The organism is Salinivibrio siamensis (assembly GCF_001996005.1).
Lineage (GTDB): Bacteria > Pseudomonadota > Gammaproteobacteria > Enterobacterales > Vibrionaceae > Salinivibrio > Salinivibrio siamensis.
The window spans coordinates 23,397-38,067 of the sequence record NZ_MUFB01000029.1; the positions used below are offsets into that span (position 1 = coordinate 23,397).

Genomic DNA, 14,671 nt, shown 5'->3' on the forward strand with positions numbered 1-14,671 from the left:
AATTAACGGGCTGCTCAATCCTTTGCATCACGTTATAAAGCTAGATTGCCAGTATTCAAGTATAGCTGCAAGGCTAAGGAAGTGACCATGTCTCAGAATCAACAAGCCGTCTATGTGTGCGCGATTATCAAGGGCAAACTTTGGCTACCAGAAGGCCAGTTGCCATGTATGCCCTTGTCGCAGTTACCCTTTTCTGACGGTGAAACCGTGGCAGTCGGTGACTATCAGCAGACGTCCGTCGTGGGGGTATTTAATTGTAACGCCATGCTTCCCGACGATGAGATGGCGGGTTTACGAGCCTTACTTCCCTACCTGTCAGCTGACTTATTTGCGTTAGTGGGGCGTGTGGTTCAGCTTGATTATATGCGCCAGCAGCAAGCCTATTGTGGTCGCTGTGGTCGGCGATCTGAGTTTGACGTGCAGACGGTGGCGATGTGGTGTTCAAACTGTCAGCGCCACGATTATCCGCGTGTTTCGCCTTGCGTGATTGTGGCGGTACGTGACGATAAACGCCTTTTACTGGCGCAGCACCCTAGGCATAAAACGGGGATGTACACCGTGATAGCGGGGTTTGTTGAGCCCGGAGAAACGCTCGAACAGTGTGTGGCTCGTGAAGTCGAGGAAGAGACGGGAATTCAGGTTAAGAATATCCGTTACATGGATAGTCAGCCTTGGGCGTTTCCCTCTAATTTGATGATGGGCTTTTTGGCAGAGTATGCGGGCGGTGAGTTAAAGCCTGACTACGAAGAGCTCAGTGACGCACAATGGTTTGACTGCGACGCCCTACCGCCGGTGGCGCCAAGGGGGACGATTGCCCGACGCTTGATTGAGGCCAGTTGCACCTTGGCGCAGAAATAAAAAAACCCGGCCGTAGGGGAGCCGGGGTAAGATGCGAACATGTTGTCTTTCGTAGACCTATTGTCGTTATAGATTGGTTGTAACATGTGGTTAAATCATCAGCAATCCTTTGCTGTCCCTAGGTGACAGTTTTATGATCCTGTTAACAAAGCTTGGCTTTTGTTGCGACCGCACAGTGATACAATGAGCGCCATTATTCGCACACAGGTTTAACACAATGACCGAATTGAAAAACGATCGTTATTTACGCGCCCTCTATAAGCAGCCAGTCGATTGCACCCCTGTATGGATGATGCGCCAAGCGGGTCGCTATCTGCCGGAGTATCGTGAATTGCGAGCGCAAGCGGGGGATTTTTTATCATTGTGTAAAAATGCAGAGCTGGCTTGCGAAGTCACCATGCAGCCACTGCGTCGTTTCGATTTAGATGCAGCGATCTTGTTCTCAGACATCCTCACTATTCCCGATGCGATGGGGCTTGGGCTGTACTTTGAAACGGGCGAGGGGCCTAAATTTTCCCGTCCCATCACCTGTAAAGCCGATGTGGATAAAATTGGCATGCCTGATCCCGAAGGGGAATTGCAGTATGTGATGAATGCCGTGCGTACCATCCGTCGCGAGTTAAACGGTGACGTGCCTTTGATTGGTTTTTCGGGGAGCCCGTGGACGCTGGCGACTTACATGGTTGAAGGCGGCACTTCAAAAGCCTTTACCAAGATTAAAAAGATGATGTATGCCGAGCCACAAACGCTGCATGCATTGCTTGATAAGCTTGCCGATAGCGTGACCAGCTATTTGAATGCACAAATTAAAGCCGGTGCTCAGTCGGTCATGGTGTTTGATACCTGGGGTGGCGTTCTCACGCCACGTGACTATAACGATTTTTCTTTGCAGTATATGCAGAAAATCGTGGATGGTCTTATTCGCGAAAACGACGGTCGTCGTGTCCCTGTGACGCTGTTTACCAAAAATGCCGGCATGTGGTTAGAGCGTATTGCAGCCACAGGCTGTGACGGTGTGGGCCTTGATTGGACGATTAACATCGCGGATGCCAAGGCGCGAATTGGCGACAAAGTGGCGCTGCAAGGCAATATGGATCCATCAATGCTCTATGCAAGTCCAGATCGCATTCGCCAAGAGGTCGCCACTATCCTAGAAGGATTTGGGCAAGGCACGGGCCATGTGTTTAACCTTGGGCATGGTATTCATTTGGATGTGCCGCCCGAAAACGCAGGCGCCTTTATTGATGCTGTGCATGAGCTCTCGCGTCCTTACCACGATTAAGAAAAACGCTCGCCAACTGGCGAGCGTTTTTCTTTTTAGCCTCAATCGTATAAAGCCTGTTGAACGTGGTCACGCATAGCGGGCACCACCTGCTCTTCAAACCACGGGTTGCGGCGCAGCCACAAGGTGTTTCTGGGAGAGGGATGAGGCAGCGCAAAGGTGCGAGGAGCCCACTTTTGCCAGTGCTTGACAGTCTCGGTCAATGTTTTCGGTTTATTGGCTAAATAGTACTGCTGTGCATACTGGCCAATGAGCAAGGTAACAGACACTCGTGAGAGGTGTGTTTTGATTGCTTGATGCCACACAGGCGCACAAATACGCGCCGGCGGTAGATCGCCCGATTTACCCTTGCCGGGATAACAAAAGCCCATCGGCATGATGGCAAATAAATCTGGCTGGTAAAACTGCTCACGCGTGACCCCCAGCCATTCACGCAGGCGATCTCCACTGGGGTCATTAAATGGCAGGCCGCTTTCATGTACGCGTCGTCCTGGTGCTTGGCCGATAATCAGTACTCGAGCGTTAGCACTGGCTTGGATAACAGGGCGGGGCCCCTCGGGTAGCCAGCGTTGGCATAACCGACACGATCGGGCCGCGGCTAAAGCCGTGTCTAAATCGTCGAAAAGCATCTAGTAGCCTTTGTCAAAATCGACTTGGTACATGAGAGGGTCGCCTGCGTGCCAGCGGTGATAATTATCGGCAAATAGCGCAAAAACCTGCTCAGGAAAACTGACCGCCGCAATATGGGGCGTCACTTTCACGTTCGGGTGTGTCCAAAAGGGGTGCTGTTCAGGCAGCGGCTCTTGCTGCATCACATCCAAGACCGCCAAGCCGAGTTTTTCGTCATCTAACGCGTGGATCAGTGCTGGCTCGTCCACGGTGGCACCCCGTCCAACGTTGATGAACAAGAGGTTTTGTGCCTGTTGCCAAAAAACCGTATTCAAACATTTATCTGTCTCAGGCGTCGCTGGCAAGGTACTGACCAGCACATCGACCTTCCCAAGTGTTTGCTGTAATTCTGACAGCGTCATGGTTTGATCAAATGCCTCGACGGGCCGGCCGACTTGATTGACGCCAACTACCGTCATGCCGAACGCGTGAGCGACGGTTGCGATATGCTGGCCAATCGCCCCTGTGCCTAAGATGGCGAGCGTTTTCCCGCGCAATGACTGATAGGGCTGAGGCTGCCAGTGACACTGCGCTTGTTGTTTTGCGTACTGACCAATATGTCGGGTTTCCGTCAGTATGTGGCCGAAAACATATTCGGCCATCAATGCGCCGAAAATACCGCGCACATTGGTGAGCTGATAGTCGCGGTAGGGCGCCTGAATCAGGGCATCGGTCCCAGCGAAGGTCGACTGTAGCCAACGCAACGCTTTGGCGTTGGGCAAGAGTGGAGCCGCAAGCGGCGGATCGGCCAACCAGATACTGGCCTTTTCTGCGGATGAGGTGATAGCGAGATCGGGAAGCTGAGCCGCTTCAAGCAGCTGGTGATAAGTCTCGGCATGCTCGCTGATAACGTAGATTTTATCCACAAAGGCTCCTTTTTATGGGTGGGGGAATCAAGTACACTGGCGGCATTCTATGAGGACAACATGCCTTCCCGTTATTAAAGACTAACTGACTATGTTACGAAACCCTTTACAACTGCGTTTGGAAAAATGTGAGAATTGGCAGCATATTAGTTTTATGGCTGCGCTGGTGGAGCGTATGGTTCCTAACTATGCGCTCTACTGTGCCCAAACTGAATTTGCCGACCCTCAAGCGTTTCGCAATATTCTCGATGCGGTATGGGAGTCGCAGACGGTTAAAAGTGCCAAAATTGACTTTGAACGGCAATTGGAAAAGCTAGAGCCATTAATTCCGGTCGCGGATGACGATGCTATCTATCTGACCTATCCAGCGATTGATGCTTGCGTCGCCTTGTCTCAGCTCCTTCACGCTTTGTTGGATCGTGATGAAATACTCCCTATTACCCTGAAAGTCTCTCAGCAATCCATCCACAGCGTGGCGCAGCTGGAAGAGGCGCAAACGGGTGAGGCTGTAACGGATGAGAATCAAAAAACGTTTGAAGCGGTATGCGAAGAGTGGGATGCCCAATGGGCCATATTCCGGGTGCTAAAAAGTGCTGAGAGCCGTGATGTAGACATGATCAAAAGTATTCGCCAAGAGCTGCGTGAGGCCGGCGTAAGTAACCTCGGATTACGTGTCGAGTAAGCACGCGTCACCCGATAAAAAGGCGGCTTCAGCCGCCTTTTCTGATCATGACTCATCCGTATGTCGCTGTACCGGCGGTTCGTCGTCATCTTGGCTTTCAATCATGTTGTGCTGCTTTTTCCAAGCATCCCAACGCTGATAAGCAAGTTGCTGCATATCGGTGACCGTGTCCGCCTCATCGATAATTTCTCGCCCGGTTAAATATTCAAACACATCTTCCAAGGTGATAATACCTTGCACCGTGCCATATTCATCGACAATCATCGCTAACTGAGCGCGGCGGATCATTAAGATATCAAACGCTTGTAAGACACTATTGCCAGGTAAAATAACAGCAAGTGGCCGCATGAGATTGCCTATCCGTGTTTGGCCAGCGCCTTGGGTTTTGGCCTCATAGATATTGGACTTGTGGACAAAGCCTAGAATATCGTCACGATGTTCACCGTAAACCAGCGGACGAGAGAAAGGGCAGTCGCCGTGCTCGTCGAGGAAGGTATTCACATCCATCTCGGCAGGAATACGAAACAGGACCGGACGCGGTGTCATCAGTTGTGTGGCGGGAAGGTCCCTCAGCTTCAGCATGTTATGAAGCATTTGCGTTTCGTCTTCCCCCATTTCTCCACTTTCTGATGCCAGCATTGCCATCGCTGAAATTTCGTCCCTCAGTTTAACATGGGTGGTGTCCGCACTAAGCCGCTTGGTGATCTGCTCAGACAGCCAAACGAATGGCGTCAGCGCCCACACCATCCACTTGAGTACCAGCGCCGCGCCAGGTGCCAATTGCGGCCAGAAGTTCGCCCCAATCGTTTTGGGGATGATTTCTGAGAGAAGCAGAATCGCAAGCGTCAATACGGCAGAGAATACCCCGACCCACGCATCACCAAACACGTGAGCTGCTTGTGCCCCCGCGCCTGCTGCCCCCACCGTATGTGCAATGGTGTTGAGGGTCAGAATCGAGGCCAGAGGGCGATCTATATCCTTTTTGAGCGCATTGAGGCGCTCGGCGGCAGGGTGCTCTTGGTGGCGGAGGTTCGCAATGTAGCTCGGTGTGATACTGAGCAATACCGCCTCAAGTACGGAGCAAATGAAGGACACGCCAATCGAAAGCGAGATAAAAAGAACCAGAATGAGCATAAATTTCCGGAGTTAAAAGCTAATCAACACCCTAAAGATCAGGCTATTGGCGGGGTTTTACAACCATTCAACTGAGAAAAAACGCAACAAATTGTGAGATCGCGCTCAGTTTGTGGTTAAAGAGCCTCCATACAGCCACACTCAGCGCCACAAACCTTTGCCAGCCGGGCTTCTTTTGAATTAGAGTGACTTCGTCTCTAAAAAACCTAGAAGGGAAGACATAATGAACAAGACCCAACTGATCGACCTGATCGCAGAAAAAGCGGACCTTTCAAAAGCACAAGCGAAAACAGCCTTGGAAGCGACTTTGGGCGGTATTGAAGGCGCCTTGAAAGAAGGTGAGCAGGTACAACTGATTGGCTTCGGTACGTTTAAGCTTAACCACCGTGCAGCGCGCACTGGTCGTAACCCACAAACGGGTCAAGAAATTCAAATTGCTGCTGCAAACGTCCCTGCGTTTGTCGCAGGTAAAGCGTTAAAAGACGCTGTTAAGTAAGCACGCATGCTGATGTCGCCATAGCCTCCCGCTATGGCGTTTTTGTCTTTGAGCCCGCCATGCGCTTTCATCTCTGTATACTTGCCTTAGTGATGACACTAACAGGCTGTTCGAGCGGTAAGCCGCCAAAGCCCGTCACTCATACCACCGCATTCGCAGCGGGAGATTATCGCGCCGTTTATTGGCTAGATAGCCAACAAGGACAGGTCATCGGCTTAGCGGAGAAAGCGTGGCAAGGTGACTATGGTCAGTATCGTAGTGAATACGCGTGGCGAGCAAGCAGCCTACGTGCGTTAAAGCGTGAAGGAAAAAAGCTGGTCGACAACCACTTGGTGCCCTTTTCGATGCACGTGCGGTTTGACGCCAATGGTGAGCCGGTTTTCCAGCGCTATCATCAAGGAGATGCGCTGTTGCCCTTAGACAGTGCAACCCTTTCCCGCCTATATCAAGAAGCGAATCACATTGAGCGCCAAGCGCAGGCGCAATTAGCCAACAATGTCTCGGTGCTGCAAGCGCAGCGACAAGGTGAACATTGGGTTGATTGCGATAGCGATCGTCAGCGCTGGGCGTTCTCAGACGCTATCTCGGCGAGTTTGGTGCAACGTATTAACCAGCCTGGCACGTTTGTGATTGCGGGAGGCAGCCCAAGTATCGGTCGCGACCAGATAGACTTTTTGGTGCATGTCGAGGGGGAAAAGCGTTGCTTACAGCGCCCTCGCTTATTGGATGAATAAAAAAATGCGCCAACAGGGCGCATTTTTTATATCATGCTGCGACATTTATGCCATTTGCTCGCGTGAAACGGCGCGGTGGGCAATGTCATTGCGATAGAAGCATCCTGGCCAATGAATCAAGGCAGCGAGCGCATCAGCCCCTTGTTTTGCCGTGGTAACATTCTCACCTAATGCAGTCGCACAGAGTACACGCCCGCCAGCAGTCACGATATCGCCGTCTTTCAGCGCGGTACCGGCATGAAACACTTTGGCGAGATCGCTATCGGTGGGTAAGCCCGTGATGCGATCCCCTTTGCGGTACTCACCCGGATAGCCGCCCGCCGCTAGGACGACACCTACCGCTGCACGCGGATCCCACTTGGACTCAACCTTATCAAGGCGTCCTTCGCTACCTGCCAAGCAAAGCTCAACCAAGTCAGATTGCAAACGCATCATAATTGGTTGGGTTTCCGGATCGCCAAAGCGACAGTTAAACTCAATCACTTTTGGCGTGCCATCGGCGGTAATCATGAGCCCTGCGTACAAAAAGCCGGTGTAGGGGGCGCCATCTTGATGCATTCCCTCTACGGTGGGCATAATCACCTCATCCATCACGCGTTGGTGAATCGCATCGGTGACCACGGGGGCAGGCGAGTATGCGCCCATGCCCCCGGTGTTGAGGCCGGTATCGCCCTCTCCAACCCGTTTGTGGTCTTGGCTGGTGGCCATTGGCAGCACATGCTCGCCATCCACCATAACGATAAAGCTCGCCTCTTCGCCTTGCAGAAATTCTTCGATGACCACGCGGTGACCGGCTTCACCAAACGCATTGCCCGAGAGCATATCGCGCACCGCGTCGGTGGCTTCTTGCTCGGTCATCGCCACAATGACTCCTTTCCCGGCAGCAAGGCCATCGGCTTTGACCACAATGGGCGCACCTTTTTCTGCGATGTATGCCAGCGCGGGCTCCACCTTGGAAAAGGTTTGGTAGTCGGCGGTGGGAATACCGTGACGCGCCAAAAAGTCTTTGCTGAAGGCTTTAGAGCCTTCAAGTTGTGCGGCCGCTTGGGTGGGACCAAAAATGGCCAAGCCGTGCTCGCGGAAGGCATCGACCACGCCCAACACCAAGGGGGCTTCAGGGCCCACGATGGTTAAGCCAATCTGTTGCTCGCGGGCAAAGGCCAGTAACCCTTCAACGTCATCAGCCGCGATCGCAATATTACTCAACTTGTTTTCATGCGCGGTGCCGGCGTTTCCCGGTGCGCAGTAAACGGTATCGACTTTCGGTGACTGAGCTGCTTTCCATGCCAAGGCATGTTCGCGGCCACCGCCACCAATCACTAAAACCTTCATATTCTCTCCTTCCTCAGCCGCTTAGTGGCGGAAATGGCGCATACCGGTAAAGACCATCGCCATGCCATGCTCATTGGCAGCGGCAATCACTTCTTCATCACGCATGGAACCACCTGGTTGGATCACGCAGGTGATCCCAGCGTCGGCTGCGGCATCAATGCCGTCACGGAAAGGGAAGAAGGCATCAGAAGCCATCACGCTACCGGCCACTTCGAGCTGCTCATCGGCCGCTTTAATGCCGGCTATCTTCGCCGAGTAGACGCGACTCATTTGGCCGGCACCCACGCCGATGGTCATGCTGTCTTTGGCACACACAATCGCGTTTGATTTCACGTATTTTGCCACTTTCCAGCAAAATAGCGCATCGTTCAGCTCTTTGTCTGTGGGCTGGCGCTCAGAGACAATACGCAAATCGCCTAAACCGACCATGCCTTGGTCGCGTGCTTGGACTAACAAACCACCATTGACGCGCTTGCTATCCCAACCTGTGGTGCGCGCTTGCCATTGGCCACACTCGAGAAGGCGCACGTTTTTCTTTGCCGCAACCGCTGCTTTGGCAGCGTCACTGACGCGCGGCGCGATGATCACTTCAACAAATTGGTGCTCAACAATGGCGTGTGCCGTGTCGCCGTCTAATTCTCGGTTAAAGGCAATAATGCCACCAAACGCTGAGGTAGGGTCGGTTTGAAAAGCACGCTGATAGGCGCTGAGTAAGTCTTCGCCAATGGCGACGCCACAGGGGTTAGCGTGCTTTACAATCACACAGGCGGGCTGTTCGAACTCTTTCACGCACTCTAATGCCGCATCGGTGTCAGCGATATTGTTATATGACAGTGCCTTGCCCTGTAGCTGGGTGGCCGTCGCCACCGAGGCCTCTTGCGGTTGGGCTTCGGTATAAAACGCACCCGCCTGATGGCTGTTCTCGCCGTAGCGCATGTCTTGCTTTTTAACCCAGTGTTGCGTCAGAGTGCGCGGGAATGGCGAGTCCTGGCTCTCTTCTGCTTGATGGTAGGCTGGCACTTGGGTACCAAAGTAATTCGCAATCATGGCATCGTAGGCCGCGGTGTGCTCAAACGCAGCAATGGCTAAATCAAAGCGTGTGGCATGTGTCAAAGAGTGCTGGTGCTGATCCATCTCGGTAAGCACGCGATCATAGTCTTGGTTGTTCACCACAATGGTGACGTCGGCATGGTTTTTCGCCGCTGAACGTACCATGGTTGGGCCGCCGATATCGATATTCTCGATGGCTTGCTCACGTGTGCAATCAGGGTTGGCAACGGTTTGTGCGAACGGGTAGAGATTCACCACCACCATATCAATGGGTGCGATCTGGTGGTGTTCCATCACTGCATCGTCTTGACCGCGTCGGCCCAAAATGCCGCCGTGAATTTTCGGGTGGAGGGTTTTCACTCGACCATCCATCATTTCGGGGAAACCGGTATGATCGGAAACTTCGGTGACCGCAAGGCCGTTTTCTGCGAGTAAACGGGCCGTGCCGCCGGTCGATAGCAGTTCGACACCGCGCTGGGCGAGCGCTTGGGCAAACTCGACCACACCGGTTTTATCAGACACGCTGAGTAACGCGCGACGAATAGGACGCAGATTTTCCATGGCTTAGTTCTCTTCACTGACAGATTGAATGCTTATCAAAGCCCATCGTGTCTATCAACACGGATAAGCTTTATTAAACCGCCAAGTGCCAAAACGGCGCCATTCTATCTGATTTTGTTTGCGCAATCGATTGCTATTTGCTGATAGCGACATTTTTTATTGTTTTTACACCACCGCGCTTTCTGGTTCTCATGCAATGCTGGTCATAGGGTCGCGGCTTTGCTACAAAAAGAAGGTTCATCCAACATGAAAAGGAGCGGTGATGACCAAGTTGCTGCAAATCGGTGAGCTTGCCAAGCACTGTGGTGTCTCCACCGATACGCTGCGTTTTTATGAAAAATCAGGCTTGCTAGCACCGAGTGCCCGCACAGAAGGTGGATACCGGCTCTATGCCGATGAGGCCATTAGCCAAGTGATGTTCATTTTACGCGGTAAAGAGATGGGGTTATCGCTTGATGAAATTCACGAATTGTCAGACATTCGCGAAGAAGCGACCTTGCACACCTGTGCAGAAGTGAAAGGGATCACCCAGCGGCGCCTGAATGAGGTCTCAGAGAAGATAGCCGCGCTTGAGCGAGTCAAGCATGCACTGACGCGTTTAAATGCTGCCTGCTGTGGTATGGACGACGATGACGCGACCCATTGCTCGATATTAGAAACCCTGGCGGACAGTGAGGATGCTAACTCATGATGCTAGGGTGGAGCGCTTTGCGCGCTTATAGATAACAAAAACGGGCTAACCGATTGACGGCTAACCCGTTTGGTAACAGCCAAACTAATGATTGATTAGTTCATGCCGTATTTTTTCAGTTTCTTACGCAATGTACCGCGGTTGATGCCCATCATGGTGGCTGCGCGGGTTTGGTTACCGCGGGTGTATTGCATGATGGTATCCAGCAGTGGCTGCTCAACTTCTGCGAGGACAAGCTCATACAGATCGTTGACTTCCTGGCCATTCAATTGCGCGAGGTAGTTCTTCAAGGACGCTTTTACAGAGTCACGAAGTGGCTTTTGCGTAATTTGATCTTGTGAAGTTACAGTCGTTACTGTCAATGTTTCGGAAGTCAGGTTTTGTTCGAACATATTCTGTCAGCTCTTCTCGTATTTATGCAACGTTGTCGAAGTAGCCTTGCAGCGCATCGATCTGCTGTGGTGCATCTTCGATTGCGTTGAAGGTGCGGCGAAAGTCGCCAATTTGGTCATGCTCTTTTAGGTACCAGCCCACGTGTTTACGGGCAATACGTAACCCCTTGAGCTCCCCATAAAACTGATGAAGCTCTTGAACATGACCCAACAAAATTGTCCTAACCTCTTCTAGTGAAGGGGCAGGCAAGTGCTCACCTGTGGTGAGATAGTGGTGGATTTCGCGAAAAATCCACGGGCGTCCCTGAGCAGGGCGACCAATCATTACCGCATCCGCGCCCGTGTAGTCGAGGACATACTGGGCTTTTTCTGGTGAGTCAATGTCGCCATTGGCAATCACCGGAATGGATACTGCTGCTTTCGCAGCCTTAATGCTGTCGTACTCTGCTTCACCTTTGTACATACAGGCCCGCGTGCGGCCATGCAGTGCAAGGGCTTGGATGCCACAATCTTCCGCCATCCGGGCGATCTCAACACAATTCTTATTGTCCGGATCCCAGCCTGTGCGCGTTTTGAGTGTTACGGGAACATCCACCGCGTTTACCGTGGCTTTGAGGATTTGCTCAATGAGATCAGGCCGCGTTAGCAAGGCAGAGCCTGCTAACTTTTTGTTGACCTTCTTCACTGGACAACCCATGTTGATGTCAATTATTTGCGCCCCGTTCTCCACACAAAACTGCGCCGCGTCAGCCATAAGCTCGGGTTCAGCCCCCGCGATTTGCACCGAACGCAGACCGGATTCGTCAATATGAACCATGCGCTTTTGCGACTTGTTCGTCCGCCACAACGCTGGATTTGATGACATCATTTCACTGATAGCCATGCCCGCACCATGTGCAAGGCATAACTCACGAAATGGTCTATCCGTCACGCCAGCCATTGGGGCCACGATCAAGGGGACATCCAGGGTGTAGGGTCCGATACGCAAAAGCTCTAAATCCTCTTCAGCCGCTCTGAGTCAGCAAGGGCGCGCATTTTACGCATTTTTTCAGCATCTGAAAAGGACAATATTTGAGCATTGATGGCTTGATTTTTACAGCACTTTTTGTATCTGTGGCGTTTCGCTGATTAATCAAGCAGTTCGGTATGCTCATTGTATAAGCCTGACGCACTGGTGTGGCGAGCGGGTCAGGCTTTACGGACGTTAGTGAGCGGCTTAAGCGGGCAAATCGCCACTTATGCGGCACCACTCTTCGCGCTCGACGATCGGGTCGATAGTGAGCGTGTCACGGTAATGGTTCGCCACATCATCCGCTTGAGTTTCTAGCACGCCAGACATCGCCAGTTGACCGCCGGGTTTGATGAGGCCTTTGATCACCCCGGAGAGTTCACGAAGCGGCCCGGCAAGAATATTAGCCACCACCACATCGGCTTTGAGATCGGCCGGTTGGTCTTTAGGAAGATAAAGATGAAGTTGGTCTGCCACACCGTTGCGCTCCGCGTTGTCTTTGGACGCCAGTAGCGCTTGGGGGTCGATATCAATACCAATCACGCGCTCGGCGCCCAGTTTGATGGCGGCAATCGCGAGAATGCCGGAACCACAGCCAAAATCAATCACGGTTTTGCCGCTTAGATCTAGGCTATCAAGCCACTCCAAGCACAGTGCAGTGGTTGGGTGTGAACCGGTGCCAAAGGCGAGGCCTGGGTCGAGCATCACATTCACTGCATTGTCATCAGGCACCTCACACCAGGTTGGGCAGATCCACAATCGCTCGCCAAATTGAATGGGCTTAAAGTTATCCATCCATGCCCGGGTCCAGTCTTTGTCTTCCAGTTGCTCTACTTTATACGCAAAGTCATCAGCGAGCAGTGGGCTGGCGCTTATGATGGCCAATACATCGCTCATGTCAGCCTGTGCATCATACAAGGCCATAATATCTGTCTCGCCCCATAAGCGGGTTTCGCCGGGTAAGGGCTCAAAGACAGGTGTGTCTTTGGCATCTAAGAAGGTGACAGATAGGGCGCCCGTTTCTTCCATTAGCAGGTCGCCAATCGCTTCGGCGTTGTCAGACGTTGCATTCAGTTTGAGTTGGATCCAAGGCATGGTGTGTCTCGTGTCGGAAAAGGAATACGGCGATTTTACCAGATCCATACTGTGCTCGCTGCACAAGATGATGACAGCATGATGAGCATTGAGGATGGGTGGGATTTTTTGCAAGTTAGCGCGGGTTTTATGCTAAAAAACCGCCGATTGACGGCGGTTTTGTGCTTACCTTGAAGCGGTTATATCGCTTCTAGTGCCAAGATGTCATTACGACAAACCAAGCTTTTTCTCGAGGTAATGAATGTTTGCGCCTCCATGTTGGAAGTGCTCGTCATTCATAATATCGAGTTGTAGAGGAATATTGGTTTTAATCCCATCAATGACGGTTTCCGCGAGGGCATTACGCATGCGCGCAATGGCGACATCGCGGTTCTCTCCGTAACAGATAAGCTTGCCGACCATGGAGTCATAGTGGGGCGGTACTTGATAGCCCGCGTACACATGTGACTCCCAACGCACGCCCATCCCACCTGGCGAGTGGAAGCGTTCAATCTTCCCTGGACTAGGGATAAACCGCTCTGGATCTTCAGCGTTGATCCGGCATTCAACCGCATGGCCACGAATTTGGATGTCGTCTTGGGTGAACGACAGAGGTTGACCTGCTGCAATACGCAGTTGCTCTTTGACCAAGTCAATCCCGGTCACCATTTCGGTAACAGGGTGCTCGACCTGAATGCGGGTGTTCATTTCAATAAAGTAGAACTCGCCGTTTTCATATAAGAACTCAAAGGTACCTGCGCCGCGATAGCCAATTTCAACGCATGCGCGGCAGCAACGTTCGCCAATGAATTTTCGCATCTCTGCGGTAATACCAGGGGCTGGCGCTTCCTCAACCACTTTTTGATGGCGACGCTGCATCGAGCAATCGCGCTCACCCAGGTGAATCGCCCCGCCTTGACCGTCGGCGAGCACCTGTACTTCAACATGGCGTGGATTTTCCAGGAATTTTTCCATGTAAACCATGTCGTTGCTGAACGCCGATTTGGCTTCAGCACGGGTCATCGCAATCGCATCAACCAATTCAGCTTCGGAGCGAACCACGCGCATTCCCCGGCCACCGCCGCCGCCTGATGCTTTGATGATCACCGGGTAGCCAATGCGCTTAGCAATGGTTTTGTTTTTTTCCTGATCGCTGCCCAATGGACCGTCTGAACCAGGCACACAGGGCACCCCTGCYTTTTTCATCGCTTCAATGGCCGACACCTTATCACCCATCAAACGGATGGTGTCAGCTTTGGGGCCGACAAAGACAAACCCTGAACGCTCAACTTGTTCGGCAAAATCCGCGTTTTCGGATAAGAATCCGTAACCGGGGTGAATCGCCACCGCGCCGGTAATTTCAGCCGCGCTGATAATGCGGGGAATGTTGAGGTAACTTTGGTTGCTTGGCGCCGGGCCAATACACACGGTTTCATCGGCGAGCAACACGTGTTTAAGATCACGGTCTGCGGTAGAGTGCACCGCGACGGTTTTAATCCCCAGCTCTTTACACGCACGTAAAATGCGCAGTGCAATTTCACCGCGGTTAGCAATTACAATTTTATCTAACATGCGCCCTCGCTTATTCGATGATCACGAGTGGTTCGTCGAATTCAACGGGCTGACCGTCTTCACATAGAATCGCTTTGACCACACCGCTCTTGTCGGCTTGGATTTGGTTCATCATCTTCATCGCTTCGACAATGCACAGGGCATCGCCTTCATTCACCTGGCTGCCGACTTCAACAAATGCGGCAGACTCAGGGCTTGGAGCGCGATAGAAGGTACCGACCATTGGGGAAAGCACTTGGTGTCCCGTCGGTTGTGGTGCACTTGCAGGC

Annotated in this window: 16 protein-coding genes; 6 read left to right on the forward strand and 10 right to left on the reverse strand. The window is 52.3% G+C overall.

Annotated elements, in window-relative coordinates:
- The first annotated feature begins 87 nt into the window (after window positions 1-87).
- Both nudC and hemE read left to right on the forward strand, forming a co-directional pair.
- The gene (gene nudC, locus BZG73_RS13350) at window positions 88-858 is read left to right on the forward strand and encodes an NAD(+) diphosphatase (protein ID WP_077668543.1); all 771 of its coding nucleotides are present in this window, start codon (window positions 88-90) and stop codon (window positions 856-858) included.
- Window positions 859-1,075: 217 nt separating this feature from the next.
- Window positions 1,076-2,140: a uroporphyrinogen decarboxylase gene (gene hemE, locus BZG73_RS13355; protein ID WP_077668544.1), complete on the forward strand. Its 1,065-nt coding sequence runs from the start codon at window positions 1,076-1,078 to the stop codon at window positions 2,138-2,140.
- A gap of 41 nt (window positions 2,141-2,181) precedes the next feature.
- On the opposite strand, the gene BZG73_RS13360 is transcribed toward hemE, so the two are convergent.
- A complete protein-coding gene (locus BZG73_RS13360; protein ID WP_077668545.1) occupies window positions 2,182-2,769 on the reverse strand; it encodes a uracil-DNA glycosylase family protein in 588 nt (195 codons plus the stop codon).
- Window positions 2,770-3,675, reverse strand: a complete 906-nt coding sequence (locus tag BZG73_RS13365) for a D-2-hydroxyacid dehydrogenase (RefSeq protein WP_077668546.1) — start codon at window positions 3,673-3,675, stop codon at window positions 2,770-2,772. It lies immediately after the preceding gene.
- Between the two features lie 91 nt (window positions 3,676-3,766).
- Between BZG73_RS13365 and BZG73_RS13370 the strand changes: the two genes are divergently transcribed.
- Window positions 3,767-4,357, forward strand: a complete 591-nt coding sequence (locus BZG73_RS13370) for a YjaG family protein (protein WP_077668547.1) — start codon at window positions 3,767-3,769, stop codon at window positions 4,355-4,357.
- A 45-nt stretch (window positions 4,358-4,402) separates the two neighbouring features.
- Here the strand turns inward: BZG73_RS13370 and BZG73_RS13375 are convergent, their stop codons facing one another.
- Window positions 4,403-5,491 carry a CNNM domain-containing protein gene (locus BZG73_RS13375; RefSeq protein WP_077668548.1) on the reverse strand — a complete coding sequence of 363 codons (1,089 nt, stop codon included), beginning with the start codon at window positions 5,489-5,491 and terminating at the stop codon, window positions 4,403-4,405.
- Between the two features lie 223 nt (window positions 5,492-5,714).
- Between BZG73_RS13375 and hupA the strand changes: the two genes are divergently transcribed.
- Entirely contained in the window at window positions 5,715-5,987 is a 273-nt protein-coding gene (gene hupA / locus BZG73_RS13380) for a nucleoid-associated protein HU-alpha (RefSeq protein WP_046074522.1), read from the forward strand.
- A 59-nt stretch (window positions 5,988-6,046) separates the two neighbouring features.
- Complete coding sequence (locus BZG73_RS13385) at window positions 6,047-6,721, forward strand: DUF1481 domain-containing protein (RefSeq protein ID WP_077668549.1); 675 nt, start codon at window positions 6,047-6,049, stop codon at window positions 6,719-6,721.
- 45 nt (window positions 6,722-6,766) lie between these two features.
- Here BZG73_RS13385 and purD read toward each other — a convergent pair whose 3' ends face one another.
- Together purD and purH are read right to left on the reverse strand one after the other, a co-directional pair.
- Entirely contained in the window at window positions 6,767-8,053 is a 1,287-nt protein-coding gene (gene purD / locus BZG73_RS13390; RefSeq protein ID WP_077668550.1) for a phosphoribosylamine--glycine ligase, read from the reverse strand.
- A 21-nt stretch (window positions 8,054-8,074) separates the two neighbouring features.
- The gene (purH, locus tag BZG73_RS13395; RefSeq protein ID WP_077668551.1) at window positions 8,075-9,664 is read right to left on the reverse strand and encodes a bifunctional phosphoribosylaminoimidazolecarboxamide formyltransferase/IMP cyclohydrolase; all 1,590 of its coding nucleotides are present in this window, start codon (window positions 9,662-9,664) and stop codon (window positions 8,075-8,077) included.
- Between the two features lie 271 nt (window positions 9,665-9,935).
- Between purH and zntR the strand changes: the two genes are divergently transcribed.
- Entirely contained in the window at window positions 9,936-10,355 is a 420-nt protein-coding gene (gene zntR / locus BZG73_RS13400) for a Zn(2+)-responsive transcriptional regulator (RefSeq protein WP_201247909.1), read from the forward strand.
- Window positions 10,356-10,450: 95 nt separating this feature from the next.
- Here zntR and fis read toward each other — a convergent pair whose 3' ends face one another.
- The 5 genes from fis to accB form a co-directional block, all read right to left on the reverse strand.
- Window positions 10,451-10,747, reverse strand: a complete 297-nt coding sequence (fis, locus tag BZG73_RS13405; RefSeq protein ID WP_021024113.1) for a DNA-binding transcriptional regulator Fis — start codon at window positions 10,745-10,747, stop codon at window positions 10,451-10,453.
- A 22-nt stretch (window positions 10,748-10,769) separates the two neighbouring features.
- Window positions 10,770-11,735, reverse strand: a complete 966-nt coding sequence (gene dusB / locus BZG73_RS13410; protein WP_077668553.1) for a tRNA dihydrouridine synthase DusB — start codon at window positions 11,733-11,735, stop codon at window positions 10,770-10,772.
- 228 nt (window positions 11,736-11,963) lie between these two features.
- Window positions 11,964-12,851 (reverse strand): 50S ribosomal protein L11 methyltransferase, encoded by an 888-nt coding sequence (prmA, locus tag BZG73_RS13415; RefSeq protein ID WP_077668554.1) that lies wholly within the window; start codon window positions 12,849-12,851, stop codon window positions 11,964-11,966.
- A 207-nt stretch (window positions 12,852-13,058) separates the two neighbouring features.
- Window positions 13,059-14,402 carry an acetyl-CoA carboxylase biotin carboxylase subunit gene (gene accC, locus BZG73_RS13420; protein ID WP_046074529.1) on the reverse strand — a complete coding sequence of 448 codons (1,344 nt, stop codon included), beginning with the start codon at window positions 14,400-14,402 and terminating at the stop codon, window positions 13,059-13,061.
- Between the two features lie 10 nt (window positions 14,403-14,412).
- A partial coding sequence (accB, locus tag BZG73_RS13425) for an acetyl-CoA carboxylase biotin carboxyl carrier protein (protein ID WP_077668555.1) occupies window positions 14,413-14,671 on the reverse strand: 259 nt, incomplete at its 5' end.